Below are 14,336 nucleotides of genomic sequence, written 5' to 3'. Positions count from 1 at the left end.
ATCATAACGTTTAGAAAGGCGATTGCAATGCAAGGAGCGAGTCTGTGAAACAAGCCGTTTTAAATTGGTTATTTCCCTCTTATTGCGTGCAGTGTCAAAACTCGATTACGACCTCTTTAGGGCTATGTGATTATTGCCTTGAAGATTTACCATTGTTTGATTTTAGTAAGCATACGAGTTTATTGCATCGACCTGATATTATTGAGATGTTTCCTAATTGCGAGTTTGATAAATTATTTGCATGCGCTTTTTATCAACCTCCCTTTGAGCATTGGCTTAAAAGGCTAAAATTTAATAATCAAATTCATTATAAAAAGGCATTGCAGCAAATTATACAAAAACAGTTAACGCAGTTTTTTGAGCAAAGCCCTAACTTGCCTGATACCTTTATTATTTTACCTCTTCATAAAAGCCGCTTTATTACTCGCGGATTTAATCAGGTAAGCCAAGTATGGCAACCCTGTTTAGCTAATTACGCCCCACTAAGTAATGTTCTTATTCGCGATAAAAAAACACAAGCTCAGTCGGAGCTATCCAAAGCAAAGCGTATAAGAAACTTAAAAAATGCCTTTATTTGTACACAGGATATGGGCGGTAAAACAGTCGCTATTGTTGATGATGTGATGACGACAGGGGCAACATTAAACGCAGCTACTAGTGCACTAAAACAAGCAGGCGCTAAACAAGTGTGGGCTTTTACAACTTGCTTAACGCCTATTTAATTATTAAAAAGTATTATACCAATCCGCAATAATACTTAATCATTTTGCGGGGCTAAACGTGTCGCTATCTGTGTTAAAAAATTCTCATTTACGACTGCATGGATGCAGAAGGTAGAGCAATGCAGGAGCAATTGCCGAGAACAACTAAATAGCGAATTTTTTGCCTAGCTATCAACACGTTTTTCCATCCTCAAAATAAATCACTTAATTAAGCGAATTGGTATTATTCGCCATTTGCACGAAACGTATGACCAAAAAATAACGCATTGCTTAGTAGTCGACTAGTCCCATACCAGTAACCCCTAAATACAGGGTCGTCGGTCATGCCTATTACTGTACCTCGTCCATATGAGTGCGCAATTAAGCCAGCACCACCAGCAACTTGATCAACATTAACGGCATCAGTAAAACCAGCCAATAATGGGTTTTTAGTGTAGGTAAGTACATTTACGAATGGCGCATCGGAAGCTTTTAGCAACCAAGTACTGTTTTTGAATACGGGCAATGTATTGCGCTTAAGTGAAAATGTAAGCGGATGAGTTAAATCTACATTAGTATTAAAAATAGCACCTGCAATGCGTTGACGTCCTGCTAAATGGTCCTTATCGGCGTAGCTTAAACCTTTTGTTTTAAATGCACTTGCTACATCTTGGCGTGATAGATAGCTTGCTTTGAGTAATTGCTGATCAGCTAAAAATTTAGCACCGCCTTTATGCCCCCAAATAACGCCGCCTTTTCTTACCCAGCTTTTTATAGCCACTTTGTCGGCATCAGATAAGCTATTATAGTTACCATGAGCAAGTACTATATGGCTGTAATTACTGAGTTCAATAGAGTTTAAACGCTCCATTTCAACAATTGTTGGCGCAACACCTACAAAGCGATCGAGGTAATACCATACTTCCCCAGCTTCGTACTGGCTTACGCCTTTACCACCTACCAATAATACTTTCGGCTCGCTAACAACCGCCATTGTACGAGACCCTAAATCGGCTCCTTTGCTTGTAAGACCTGAGTTAATAGGCTTGATTGCAATTCCAAACTCGTTTTGTGCTTTATTTAATATTCCAACCCAATCATTATTCGTTTGTAAGCCTGCTGGCACAATAATACTACCAGCATCAAAGCTTACTTCACTTGAGCTTGATTTGGCTGTTAATGGGCTTAGCGCTACACGCGCTTTAATACCTTGCTTTAACAGGCTGTTTAGCATTTTAGGTGCTAGGTAATCATCCCACGAAAAGCCAAACGCATAGCCTTGCTCAAGTGAAGCAAAAGAAGGTTTTACCGCTTTTTGCCACGGTTTACTTGCAACCTCTAAACCCCAACTGCTTTTTACTTTTGCAAAAGGTAAGTTAAACGCATGCGCTAAAGTCCAGCCAGATACGTCATAAAAGGTGTTGTCAGCAAAGTTTTTTTGCTCGCTAAAAATAGCTTTTATTAGGCGGTACTGTGGCTGGGCTAAGGGCACAAAGTAGCTATTGGTTGTATAGTTGTTGCCATTTGCCTTGAGTGATTTAGTAAGCGAAAAAGCATCTATTTGATGCTGTTTCAACAACCCTAAAAAATCTTTAATACGAGTGTTGTCATCCGCGCCCTCAATTACATAACCTTCAAAGCTTTCATCACTGGCTAAATCAGTAGCTTGATTATAAAACTTAGCTTGGTAATCAAGTAATGCTTGGCGGTTATCAACAGCGGCTTTAAAAGTAGATAAACTCGTTAATAGTTGATTTTTAATAGTAAAGGGAAAGCTCAAAGGTCCATTTATAGTGTCTTGGATATGCCCGCGAGAACTTGCTTGCTCAAATAAAATACCTACACCACCATTTACATCGGGATAAGTTGAGCCTTTACCGTAATAGAAGTCGTCAAAGCTTTCTTCGGTAAAGTACAGTGCGTTATTTTCATCTAACGTTTTTGCGTGATAGTTAGCAATCGCTTTAGTTAACGTTACATTTTCATCCGGTGTTATTGGGTGTTTACGACTAGGGATACCTGGCTGAAAAAAGTAACTGCTGTTTGGTCCCATTTCATGAAAATCGGTTAAGACATTTGGTTTCCATTGATGAAATTTAGCAATACGCGCGCGCGATTCAGGATGTTGTAGTAATAACCAGTCACGATTTAAATCAAACCAGTAATGATTGGTACGACTACTTGGCCAGTTTTCAACATGTTCACGGGTTTTAGGGTCGCTTGATAAGTTCATACCTCGGTTACTGTTGGCCCAGTTAGCAAAACGAGCAAGTCCGTCAGGATTAAGCGAAGGGTCGAGTAAAATAACCGTGTTGTTTAATAACTCATCTATTTCAGCACCTTGTGCAGCAGCTAAGTAATATGCCACCAGCAAAGATGAGTTACTACCTGATGACTCATTACCATGCACACTATACCCCATCCATACAACGGCAGGCTGCTTTGTAGAATTAGCATCTGATCCATCGTTACTTAAGCGTGCTAAGTGAGCTTGGCGTGTCTGCTCTATGCTTGATAACTTATCAGCTGCTGTAATTGTTAGCATGACAAGGGGGCGTTGTTCATGTGTGCGGCCAATCACTTCAAAATTTATACGGTCGCTTTTATCAGCAAGTATTTCCATATAACGTACGAGCTGATCGTGTCTCACGTGCCACTCTCCTACTTCGTAACCGAGTACTTGCTCAGGAGTAGGAATTGAAGGGTCAAATTTTACATCTTGTTCAAAATAATACGAAAGTGGCTTAGCTACACTTGAAAAGCTAAGCAACACCACCATTAATGTTAATACCAAACGCATATAAATCACTCAAAAAATGTTCGTTGTTTGCACGCTACCATTGCTTAAAATAGATGCCAACTTTTTACGCTCAACACTAGCCGCAACACGATGAGCGGAGTATGATACGCAGTATCCGAGTAATTTAGTCAAGTATAGATGGTTTTATGATTTCTATTTCCGAAACAGCGCAAGCGCATTTTGCTAAACTATTAGCAGATCAATCACAACAAACCAATATTCGTGTGTTTGTTGTAAACCCTGGTTCATCACAAGCGGAATGTGGTGTGTCTTATTGTCCAGAAGACGCTGTAGAAGCGAGCGATATTCGCCTAAACTTTAACGGTTTTGATGCCGTTGTAGATGCAGAAAGTGCTCCGTTTTTAGAAGAAGCTGAAATCGATTTTGTTACCGACAAAATGGGTACTCAGTTAACGCTAAAAGCACCAAATGCAAAGGCGCGTAAAATAGGTGACGATGCATCGTTAAACGAACGTGTACAGCACATGCTAGAAACCGAAGTAAATCCACAACTTGCTAACCACGGTGGTCAAGTAAGCCTTGTTGAGATTACAGCTGCAGGTATAGCTATACTTCAGTTTGGTGGTGGTTGTAACGGTTGTTCTATGATCGATGTAACACTAAAAGAAGGCATTGAAAAAGAAATGATAGCTAAGTTTGAAGAAATCACCGGTGTTGCTGATATAACAGAACACGAAGCGGGCGATCACTCTTACTATTAGGCCTTGTAAATGCTAAAGCAGCTTATCTATCGCTTAGGGAGCAATCCTAAGCTGAGCTTAAAGCGCTTTTTTCGCGGCTTAGCACTGTTTGTGCTAGCCGTGATATTCATATCTATTGGGTATTACACCCACTACAGCTTACAAATAATTGGCGTTATAATTTTACTCCCCGCATTATTTTTTGCCGGTTGGGGCTACTGCGGTATTTTTGCCAATCGTTTTTCACAAGTTTTAAAAGATATGGGCCCTAGACACCACGACCCCGATCTCTGGAAATAAACCATTTATTTAATCTAATAGCTGATTATTTATTTTTAAGTGGTGATATTTAATTATTAATGTAACCCCGCGCATTAACATAAAACAGCTCATAGCCAGCCATAACCCGTTATTTTGCAAGTCTATAAACACCCAAAACACACCAAAAAAGCCAACTCCAGCTGAAAGTATCATACTGTTACGCATGTTCTTTGCTCGCGTAAGCCCTACAAAAACACCATCAAACAAAAAGCAGCTCATGGCCAAAATTGGTAATACTACTATCCATGGTAAATAATGCGTTGCCTCTTGAATAACCTCTGGCACATTGGTTAAAAGCTTGATTATGGTGTTGCCAAATAATGCAAAAAACAGGCTATATAACACACCAAAAAGCATACCCCAAAATACGCTTATTTTAACCCATAGCTCTATATTCTTAACACTTCCTTGGCCTTTCGCTTGCCCTACTTTTGCCTCAGAGGCGTAAGCAACGCCATCAAGAGCAAAGCTCACCAACATTAAAAAGTTAAGTAAAACAGCATTAGCAGCTAATGTGGTTTCGCCTATACGCGCCGCGTAAAATGTCATAAAACTAAAGCATAATTGCAGTATTAAAGAGCGAATAAATATATCCCTATTCAAACTCAATAATTCAGCCATTTTGCTAATACTCAACCAATTCGGTACATTTAGCTCAATGCCTTGTTTTTTAGCTAGTTTAGCCACTAAAAACAGTGCAAATACTAGTGCTGTATAGTCAGCAATAAGTGACGCCCATGCAGCGCCTGCAACTGCCCAATCTAAATAAACAACAAAATAAATATCGAGCACTATATTAACGATATTAGTGACGAGTAATAAATAAAATGGACCTCGACCATAATGCACACCAAGCATCCAACCCAGTAACACTAAATTACATAATGCTGCTGGAGCACTAAAAATACGAATGCTAAAATACTGATAAGCTTGGTTAAGTACGTCGCCATTAGCTGCGGAGAGGTAAGCAATCGCGTGCTTTATTAATGGGGATAACACAATTAATAGCACGGCCACTGCGCTTGCAAGCAATAGGCTTCGTTTAAGTAAAGCGGCAAGTTGGGTTAAATCGTTTTTTCCGTATGCTTGTGCCACGAGTCCCGTGGTGCTCATTCTTAAAAAACCAGCAAGCCAAAATAAAATAGATATAACTGCAGAGCCAAGGGCAATTCCAGCTAAGTAATGAGCGCTTCCTAAGTGCCCAATTACAGCAGTATCAACAATTCCTAACAACGGCACTGTGATATTTGATAGTATCATCGGACCCGCTAACAACAGCAAGCTTTTATGGTGTGCCTTATTATGTATAAGAAATTGTTTCATTTAGTGTTATTTATCCTCATTAGTATATCTGTGCGGGCTCAAGCAGCCGTTATTTTACAGTATCATCATGTTAGTGAAACCCTACCCGCTGTCACGAGCGTTAGCGCAAATACATTTACGGAGCATTTAAGCTATTTAAAAGAGCACAACTTTAACGTTATTCCTCTTAATGAGTTAATTAGCGCGCTTCAACAAGGTGAAACTTTACCTGATAAAACACTCGCCATCACCTTTGATGATGGTTATAACAATAACTATGAACAAGCCGCACCTATTTTAGAAAAGTTTGGCTACCCGTACACTATCTTTGTAAATCCTAAATTAATAGACGAAGGTATGAGTTACGTAATGGGGTGGGATAAGCTCAAAGAATTATCTAAAAAAGGGGCATTAATAGCCAATCATAGCGGACAACATGATTACTTACACCTTAAGCTTGAAAACGAAACCGATGCACAATGGCAATCACGTATTAAGCAAGATATTCTTAACTCTCAAAAGCGCATAAAAGAAGAAATAGGCCACAACTATAAATACTTAGCATACCCGTATGGTGAGTTTAATAACGAGCTGCAAGCACTCGTGACAGAGCTTGGCTTTGTAGGTATTGGCCAGCACTCAGGCGCCGTAAATAAAGATTCTAATTTTAGCCGCTTGCCGCGTTTTCCTGCATCAGGCTTTTACAGCAAGCTAGAAGCCCTTATTACTAAGCTTAACTCACGCGCGTTTAATATCACCAATTTAACTTATCAAGATAGCGTTACACAGCAAAATCCACCCACGCTCACAATTGAATTTAAGATGGGTGATTTTCATAAGAGCCAATTTGCCTGTTATGTATCAAGCGTAGGCCAAGCAGATTTAAAATGGATAACTAAAAATACTGTCGAAATCACCTCACCAAAGGTGCTTAATAAAGGGCGTTCTCGTTTTAATTGTACGGCCCCTTCTATTTCAAGCCCTGGTGATTACTTTTGGTTTTCGCAGCCTTGGGTAATTGAAGCATCTAAACCTTAACAGCCTGATGTAAAAGCCGCTGGGTTATTTTATCCAGCGCAACTATCTCGTCAGCTGCATTTAGCTCAGCTGCTGCTTTAGGCATACCCCATACCACAGACGAATACTCATCTTGAGCCAAGGTATGTGCACCGTTTTGTTTTAGTGCAAGTAACCCTTTTGCGCCATCACTCCCCATTCCTGTTAGTATGGCTGCAACTACGTTTTTAGCCCCAGTTTCGACTAATGAGTTAAACAACACATCTACCGCAGGTTTATGTCTGTTCACCGGCTCGCCATCATCAAGCTGGCAATACAAGCTAACACCTCGTTTTTTAATACTTAAATGAAACCCACCCGGTGCTATATAAGCCCAGCCAGTGCTAAGCTTATCGCCATGTTCAGCCTCTTTCACATTTATCGTACATGTACGATTCATTCGCTCAGCAAATGAAGCGCTAAACACAGGAGGAATATGCTGAGTAATTACAATGGGCGGGCAATTTTGTGGCATTTTAATAAGCACTTCTTTTATAGCCTCAGTTCCCCCCGTTGAAGCACCTATCGCTATTACTTTATTAAGTAAAAATTGAGAATGGGTATTAATAGGCTCATTTGTGACGACCGTTTTTTTATAGCTTCTTACTCTTGCTCCAGCAGCTATTCGCACCTTTTGTTGGACAAGTGATGCATATTGGCTCAATTGCTCTCTTACGTTATTAGTAGGCTTAGCTATAAAATCAACAGCCCCTAATTCGAGTGCTTCTAGTGTGATAGGAGAGCCTTTTTGCGTCAGAGTTGAAATCATCACTACTGGCATTGGTCTTAATCGCATTAAGTTTTTTAAAAAACTAATACCATCCATTTTTGGCATTTCTACGTCGAGCGTTAATACATCAGGACTGAGTTTTTTTATCATTTCGCGAGCTTCATAGGGGTCCTCTGCGCTCCCCACTACTGTAATGTCTTTAGCTTGTTGTAATATTTCAGTGAGTAAACGCCTAATTAAAGGGGAGTCGTCAATTATTAATACTTTAATCATGCATACTCCTAAAACAGCTCTATATCGGTTACTACTTCTTGCTTTTTAAGGTTTTGTAAGTAACGGACTTCGCGTTTTTCAATCGTATTATTATGTAGGTTTTTAAGTTTTTTCATGTGAACTTTACCGGTGTTCGGGTGAAAAAATATTTTTCGCGGCCACGGCCCCCCCATATCATGGGCAACTAGATTTAATGCCTCTTCTTTAATATACGCTGCTGCAAAACTAATATTACCCAGCCCTATATCAGTCATCGCACTAATAATTTTCCCCCCACCAAAAAGTTTTACTTTTAGGTTACACCGAGACGCGCCATTTTTTAAAACTTCGTTTATAAGATACTCCATAGCCCAATTACCGTAGCGACAACTTAAACTATGCGCATTTTTAAGTTCTACTCCCTTTTGAATTGGTAACATAAAGTGATTCATCCCGCCAATACCAAGTACTTCATCGTATACACAAGCCGCAATACACGAACCCAGAACTGTAGAGATTAGTTCATTATTTTTAGAAACATAAAACTCACCCGGAAGTACTTTAGCAACAACGCTACCTCGGCCCGAATCCCAGTATCGTTTAATATGTTCAAAGTTAGGTAATACCGGCCTAAACTCAGCGTGCATTTTGTCCCTTTTGGTACATAGTTTTCCCTAAGTTTTTGAATTGTGAATGCTCTTTACCCATACTTTCTGAGTGACCTAAAAACAAATAACCTTGTTCATTTAATATATTAGCGTAGCGCTTAAAAAGCTGATCTTTTGTTTCTTTATCAAAGTAAATAACAACATTACGACATAAAATAAGATCAAATGATCCTTTCATTGGCCAGTCTTGCAATAAGTTTAAACGCTTGAAAGAAATAGACTCTTTTAGTTTATCTCTAACTTTATAATTTTCACCGTCTTTACTTTTTAAAAACCAACGCTTAAGTTGCACGTCATCTAAGCCGTTAACATTCGCTGCGGTGTAAATACCTTTTTGTGCTTTTGCCAATACATTAGAATCTAAATCGGTTGCTAGTATTTTTACATCCCAATTGCTCGGAAATGCGTTATTTAAAGTCATCGCCAAACTGTAAGGCTCTTCCCCTGTGGAGCAACCTGCAGACCAGATTCTTACTCGCTTACTGTTTTTATTTGCCTTTAAAAGAGCAGGTACAAGCTCAGATTTTATAAATTCAAAGTGATGTATTTCACGAAAAAAAGACGTTAAGTTCGTTGTTATTGCATTAATAAAGGCATCAAACTCCTGATCTTTATGACTATTCAGATACTCTAAGTAAGCTTTAAAATCAGTTAATTTACGCTCCCTAATACGTCTTGCTAAGCGTGAATAAACCATCTCTCGCTTGTGATCCCCTAATACAATTCCACATGCGCTGTAAACTAAACTGGCAATTTCCTTAAAGTCGCGGTCGGTACACAAAAACTCTTTCATTGTTCGCTCTCAATTAAACCTAACGCTAACAAGTAGTGCCTCGCTGTAACTATTTATTAGACGAGGCATAAAAAGGCTAAATATTAAAACTCTTCCCACTCATCAGCTGAGTCTACAAAGTTATCGCCCCTGGGCTTATTACTCACAAAACGACTTTGCGGCTTATGAGATAGTTCAGGGGTTCGCATAGTTGATGACATCATTGTCATCTCTTGCTGATCTACTGAGAAAAAGTTAAGTAATCGGCGCATCTCATTAGCTTGCTCAGCCATAGACTCACCAGCAGCAGAGGCTTGCTCTACTAGAGCGGCATTTTGTTGCGTCATTTCATCCATTTGAGAAATAGCTTTGTTAACTTGCTCAATACCTGCACTTTGTTCTTCAGATGCCTCTGTAATATCAGAAATCATTTGCGTCACTCTTTGCACCGACACAACAATCTCTTTAAGTGTAGCGCCCGACTCATTAACTAATTGAGAGCCATCAGCTACTTTGCCTACACTATCTCGTATTAACTCTTTAATTTCTTTCGCTGCGCCCGCAGAGCGCTGCGCTAAGTTACGAACCTCACCTGCAACAACCGCAAAGCCTCGCCCTTGTTCACCGGCTCTTGCTGCCTCTACTGCGGCATTAAGCGCTAATAAATTCGTTTGAAACGCTATTTCGTCTATTACACCGATAATATCTGCAATTTTTTTGCTCGACTCATTAATTGCCGACATGCTCGTAACAGCTTTATTAACAACTTCACCACCTTGAATTGCTTTTTCACAGGTTTCTTCTGCTAAGTCGTTTGCTACTTTTGCGTTATCAGCATTTTGACGAACGGTACTGGTCATTTCCTCCATACTTGAAGCGGTTTCTTCAAGTGACGAGGCTTGCTCTTCTGTACGTTGGCTTAAATCAGCATTACCTTGAGAAATTTCTTCTGCACCACTGGCTACTAACGTTGCCGATGAATTTATGCGATTAATCACTTCTGTTAATTTATCTGCCGTTGCATTAGCATCGCGTTTGAGTTTATCAAATGAGCCTTTATATTCTTTTTCAACTCGTTTTGATAAATCACCACTTGCCATCGCATCGAGCATATTGCCAGTGTCGGCAACGGCATCATCAACTATTTTAACTAAGCTATTTAATCCTTGAGCCAAACGTAAAAAGAACCCTTCCTTCCCATCTTCCGCAACTCTTGTATCTAATTCGCCATTACCTGCAGCGCCAATAAGCTCAGCAATTTCTTTTTCAAGCGCAACTTCATTGGTTCTATCTTCCCACTCAACAATGGTGCCTAAATGCTTTCCGTCTTGACTGATCCAAGGTGAAGCAATCAAGGTAAAAGTGACACCTGCTAACAGTAGCTCGGCTTTATAGGGCTTATCTAGGTTTTTTAATAAATCACGTTGATGATTAGGGTGCTTATGAAAATCATCAACACAGGTGCCAATTAAATTATCAACAGAAAAGCTTGGCAATACGGTTTGTAATTCTTTTTCGCGGACTTTTAGCATTTGCTGAACACGGTCGTTCACAAATACTATATTAAGGTTTTCATCAGCAATCATTACGTTTGCTTGGCAAACTTTAAGCGCATTTGCTAAATCGGCTGCTTTGCGAGATGCTTTTTCAAGCTCTTTTTGTTCAGTAATATCAGATGCATATTTAATCACTTTAAACGGCTTGCCATTCATATCATAAATTGGATTATAAGATGCTTGAATCCAGACCTCCTGACCCTGCTTTCCTATTCTTAAATATTCCCCTGAATCAAATTCACCGCGACCTAGTTTGGCCCAAAATTCTTTATATTCGATACTATTTGCATGTTCGGGATCAATAAAAAGCCTATGGTGCTGGCCTTTAATCTCGCTAAGTTGATAGCCAAGCGCATTTAAAAAGTTATCATTGGCATCAATAATAGTGCCATCTAAATTAAATTCGATAACCGCTTGAGATTTACTTATAGCACTAATTTGCCCTGAAGCTTCTGCTGTTATTAACTTTTGCTCAGTCACGTCGGTGGCAAACTTAACTACTTTTAATACTTGCCCTTGCTCATCAACAATTGGGTTATAAGTTGCTTGGATCCATACCTCAGTTCCACCTTTAGCATTACGCTTAAACTCATCTGAGATAAACTCGCCATTACGCAGGCGTTGCCAAAAGTTTTTATAATCGTTGCCCTGAGCTTCATCTGGGTCAACAAACATCGAGTGATGCTGGCCTTGAACCTCCTCAAGACGATAGCCCATCGCGTTTAGAAAATTCATATTTGCAGTAATTATTTTTCCGTTAGGTTCAAATTCAATCACCGCTAATGATTTATTCAATGCGTCTACAATTAAATCATTACTTGATTTTGACTGCTTTGGATTACTAAACCATCCCATGCTCATCACCACCTTTAAGTTTATTATTCATTTAGTTTCTATTTGCTAAATATTCATTGTTTTTTGCAGGTCAATTAGCGCTACCATTTTTTCACCAACATTCACCAACCCAGCTACATATTCACAATTACTCGATTCAGACAAACTAGGAACAGCTTTCGCATCTTGCTCCGCAATACTGTAAACATCAGAGACGGCATCAACAGCAACACCTATAATTTTACTACCTAGTTCAAATTCTATTTTGACAACGATAACCACCGTTAATGGTCCATAGTCGACAATTGGTAATCCAAAGCGCAACCGTAAATCAATAATTGGCACTATTGTTCCGCGTAAATTAATAACGCCTTTTACAAATTCAGGTGCATTGGGCAGTACTGTAATTTCTTCCCAACTGCGAATTTCTTGTACTGTTAAAATATCAACGCCATATTCTTCATCAGCCATAATAAAAGTTAAAAACTGTTTTACACCTTGCTGTTGCTGAAGATTTAATTGGTTACTTAACTGGCTTTGATCTGAGCTCATAACGCCTCCAAAGTGGCTTGCGTTTCAATAGTTAGTTCTTGGCTACCTGGTTTTTTTAAACCTGAGAGCTTTATTAAGCCGCTAATGTCCACAATCAGCGATACACGCCCATCGCCTAAAATAGTGGCTCCCGATACGCCATCAACTTTATGGTAGTTTGCCTCTAAACTTTTAATAACAACCTGCTGTTGAGACAGTAAATCATCAACTAATAAACCCACCTTTTGGTTATCTGTTTCTACAACAACAAGCAGCGTTTTATCGAGTGATTCAATGGCATTTTTATGATTAAAAATATCGTAGAGTCTTAATATAGGAATGTATTCGTCTCGAAGCCTCAATACATCAAGGCTTTTACCCACTCGACTCACTTTTGCAATATCAATTTGCAGTGACTCCACAATAGAAATGAGCGGAATAATATAAGTATGCTGAGCCACCTTAACTAATTGCCCATCTAAAATAGCGAGAGTAAGGGGTAATCTAATAGTAAACGTAGAACCAACACCGGGCGCTGAGGTTACTTCCACTGAGCCATTTAATGATTGGATATTTCGCTTAACAACATCCATCCCAACTCCACGTCCAGATAAGTCACTTACCTCATCCATCGTCGAAAAGCCCGGCATAAAAATAAGCTCATTTATTTCATCGTCACTGAGATGGTTATCAGCTGAGATTAATTCGTTAGCGATGGCTTTTTCTTTTATTTTTTTTGTATTTAACCCTTGTCCATCATCCATTATTTCAATAACGATGTTTCCACCCTGATGAAATGCATTTAAGGTTACTGTGCCAATGGGATCTTTACCTGCCGCCAGTCTTTGCTCAACAGTCTCTAATCCATGATCAAGTGAGTTTCTTACTAAATGCACCATAGGGTCAGATATTTTTTCCATTACTGTTTTATCAAGCTCGGTTTGCTCTCCAATCAGCTTTAGCTCAACCTGCTTATTTAGCTTTTGCGCTATATCTCGCACTAATCGAGGAAAACGACTAAATACAAAATTAATTGGGAGCATACGAATACGCATCACATTTTCTTGTAAATCACGCGTATTATGTGCAAGTTGTGCTAAGCCTTCTTGTAGTAAAGTGATTGTGGCTGGTGTGATTTCTTGTTCGCTGAGTTGATTTAGCATGGCTTGTGTAATAACAAGTTCACCTACCATATTTATTAACGAATCAACTTTATCAATGCCAACGCGAATGGAGGTAGACTCTGGTGTACTTGCAGGTTTTTTATCTTTATTAGCAACGGGTTGCTGTGGCTTACTTGGTAACTCAGCTACTTTTATTGAATCGGGTTCTTCAAGCTCAACAGCTTTAGGTATCTCATCTTGATTAGGTGGAATTGGCTCATCATTGCCAAATAAGCCGCCACATAATTCAACTTTTATATCGGCATCGTCTTCAACCCATTCAAACACTTCTTTTATGGCTTTTTCATCATGGCTAGTGCTTAAAAAAAAGCGCCAATGTAAAAAACATTCATCACTACTTAAATCGGTGATTTCTGGAACTTCATCGTAAAATACTGTGGCTTCTAACTCACCTAGCTCTTCAAGCTCACTGATCATATACAGTGGCTCGTTTCCTGTTTTAAATAAATGATGGTGAGGTTTAAAGTCTATTTGATAGGTATTACTACTTGTTTGCTCTTCACAGCTTTGAGGTTTATTCTCATGTGTTTCATTTTTCATTCCAAGTACATGTTCAAATTGTACTTTTAACAAATCTGCTTCGGTTAAATCTGGCTCTTGTTCACCTTGAAGTGCAGCAAGTAAAGCGCGTAAGCAATCCACAGCTTTGAGTAATAAATTAACATGCTCGGTACTAAGCTCTCGTTCACCTTGGCGAATTTGATCCAGTAGTGTTTCAAGTACATGAGTAAAGTCAGCAACGGAGCTAAAACCAAATGTCCCACTGCCTCCTTTTATTGAGTGAGCAGCTCTAAAAATAGTGTTGATAGTTTCTAAATCTTCCTCACCTGGCACTAAGTTTAATAGCTCAGCCTCCATGGTATCTAGGCCTTCAAAACTCTCTTCAAAGAAAACTTCAAAAAATTGACTTAAATCTATACTCACACTG

Annotated in this window: 12 protein-coding genes; 4 read left to right on the top strand and 8 right to left on the bottom strand. The window is 39.2% G+C overall.

What is annotated here, in order from left to right; genetic code table 11:
• Positions 1–44: 44 nt before the first annotated feature.
• Positions 45–722 (top strand): ComF family protein, encoded by a 678-nt coding sequence (locus QMA08_RS18415; RefSeq protein WP_002959566.1) that lies wholly within the window; start codon positions 45–47, stop codon positions 720–722.
• Positions 723–945: 223 nt separating this feature from the next.
• Here QMA08_RS18415 and QMA08_RS18410 read toward each other — a convergent pair whose 3' ends face one another.
• Complete coding sequence (locus QMA08_RS18410) at positions 946–3,501, bottom strand: M14 family zinc carboxypeptidase (protein WP_290175191.1); 2,556 nt, start codon at positions 3,499–3,501, stop codon at positions 946–948.
• A 146-nt stretch (positions 3,502–3,647) separates the two neighbouring features.
• Here QMA08_RS18410 and nfuA point away from each other — a divergent pair, with 146 nt between their 5' ends.
• A complete protein-coding gene (gene nfuA / locus QMA08_RS18405) occupies positions 3,648–4,223 on the top strand; it encodes a Fe-S biogenesis protein NfuA (RefSeq protein WP_002959571.1) in 576 nt (191 codons plus the stop codon).
• A gap of 9 nt (positions 4,224–4,232) precedes the next feature.
• Positions 4,233–4,502, top strand: coding sequence for a hypothetical protein (locus QMA08_RS18400; RefSeq protein ID WP_290175190.1), 270 nt, complete (start codon positions 4,233–4,235; stop codon positions 4,500–4,502).
• Between the two features lie 9 nt (positions 4,503–4,511).
• Here QMA08_RS18400 and dinF read toward each other — a convergent pair whose 3' ends face one another.
• Positions 4,512–5,846 carry an MATE family efflux transporter DinF gene (dinF, locus tag QMA08_RS18395; RefSeq protein WP_290175189.1) on the bottom strand — a complete coding sequence of 445 codons (1,335 nt, stop codon included), beginning with the start codon at positions 5,844–5,846 and terminating at the stop codon, positions 4,512–4,514.
• Between dinF and QMA08_RS18390 the strand changes: the two genes are divergently transcribed.
• Positions 5,826–6,863, top strand: coding sequence for a polysaccharide deacetylase family protein (locus QMA08_RS18390; RefSeq protein WP_290175188.1), 1,038 nt, complete (start codon positions 5,826–5,828; stop codon positions 6,861–6,863). The two genes, dinF and QMA08_RS18390, sit on opposite strands and share 21 nt — an antisense overlap.
• Here QMA08_RS18390 and QMA08_RS18385 read toward each other — a convergent pair.
• From QMA08_RS18385 to QMA08_RS18360, 6 genes are all read right to left on the bottom strand, one after another.
• Positions 6,853–7,884 (bottom strand): chemotaxis response regulator protein-glutamate methylesterase, encoded by a 1,032-nt coding sequence (locus QMA08_RS18385; protein WP_182734524.1) that lies wholly within the window; start codon positions 7,882–7,884, stop codon positions 6,853–6,855. The genes QMA08_RS18390 and QMA08_RS18385 overlap by 11 nt on opposite strands.
• Positions 7,885–7,892: 8 nt before the next feature.
• The gene (gene cheD, locus QMA08_RS18380) at positions 7,893–8,510 is read right to left on the bottom strand and encodes a chemoreceptor glutamine deamidase CheD (RefSeq protein WP_039489124.1); all 618 of its coding nucleotides are present in this window, start codon (positions 8,508–8,510) and stop codon (positions 7,893–7,895) included.
• A complete protein-coding gene (locus QMA08_RS18375; RefSeq protein ID WP_033020851.1) occupies positions 8,500–9,324 on the bottom strand; it encodes a protein-glutamate O-methyltransferase CheR in 825 nt (274 codons plus the stop codon). Before QMA08_RS18375 ends, cheD begins: the two co-directional genes overlap by 11 nt.
• A gap of 83 nt (positions 9,325–9,407) precedes the next feature.
• Positions 9,408–11,714: a methyl-accepting chemotaxis protein gene (locus tag QMA08_RS18370; RefSeq protein WP_290175187.1), complete on the bottom strand. Its 2,307-nt coding sequence runs from the start codon at positions 11,712–11,714 to the stop codon at positions 9,408–9,410.
• A gap of 45 nt (positions 11,715–11,759) precedes the next feature.
• Positions 11,760–12,245, bottom strand: coding sequence for a chemotaxis protein CheW (locus QMA08_RS18365; protein WP_290175186.1), 486 nt, complete (start codon positions 12,243–12,245; stop codon positions 11,760–11,762).
• Positions 12,242–14,332, bottom strand: coding sequence for a chemotaxis protein CheA (locus QMA08_RS18360; protein WP_290175185.1), 2,091 nt, complete (start codon positions 14,330–14,332; stop codon positions 12,242–12,244). Before QMA08_RS18360 ends, QMA08_RS18365 begins: the two co-directional genes overlap by 4 nt.
• Between the last annotated feature and the right edge of the window lie 4 nt (positions 14,333–14,336).

Source organism: Pseudoalteromonas sp. APC 3355 (genome assembly GCF_030407615.1).
In the GTDB taxonomy this organism is placed as follows: Bacteria; Pseudomonadota; Gammaproteobacteria; order Enterobacterales; family Alteromonadaceae; genus Pseudoalteromonas; species Pseudoalteromonas distincta.
This window is presented reverse-complemented; position numbering and strand designations above follow the sequence as displayed.

Excerpts from the sequence above, each read along its gene's own strand:
- cheD (WP_039489124.1), bottom strand. The coding sequence starts at position 8,510 with ATGCACGCTGAGTTTAGGCCGGTATTACCTAACTTTGAACATATTAAA.
- QMA08_RS18390 (WP_290175188.1), top strand. The coding sequence starts at position 5,826 with ATGTATAAGAAATTGTTTCATTTAGTGTTATTTATCCTCATTAGTATA.
- dinF (WP_290175189.1), bottom strand. The coding sequence starts at position 5,846 with ATGAAACAATTTCTTATACATAATAAGGCACACCATAAAAGCTTGCTG.
- QMA08_RS18365 (WP_290175186.1), bottom strand. The coding sequence starts at position 12,245 with ATGAGCTCAGATCAAAGCCAGTTAAGTAACCAATTAAATCTTCAGCAA.
- QMA08_RS18410 (WP_290175191.1), bottom strand. The coding sequence starts at position 3,501 with ATGCGTTTGGTATTAACATTAATGGTGGTGTTGCTTAGCTTTTCAAGT.
- nfuA (WP_002959571.1), top strand. The coding sequence starts at position 3,648 with ATGATTTCTATTTCCGAAACAGCGCAAGCGCATTTTGCTAAACTATTA.
- QMA08_RS18370 (WP_290175187.1), bottom strand. The coding sequence starts at position 11,714 with ATGGGATGGTTTAGTAATCCAAAGCAGTCAAAATCAAGTAATGATTTA.
- QMA08_RS18400 (WP_290175190.1), top strand. The coding sequence starts at position 4,233 with ATGCTAAAGCAGCTTATCTATCGCTTAGGGAGCAATCCTAAGCTGAGC.
- QMA08_RS18385 (WP_182734524.1), bottom strand. The coding sequence starts at position 7,884 with ATGATTAAAGTATTAATAATTGACGACTCCCCTTTAATTAGGCGTTTA.
- QMA08_RS18375 (WP_033020851.1), bottom strand. The coding sequence starts at position 9,324 with ATGAAAGAGTTTTTGTGTACCGACCGCGACTTTAAGGAAATTGCCAGT.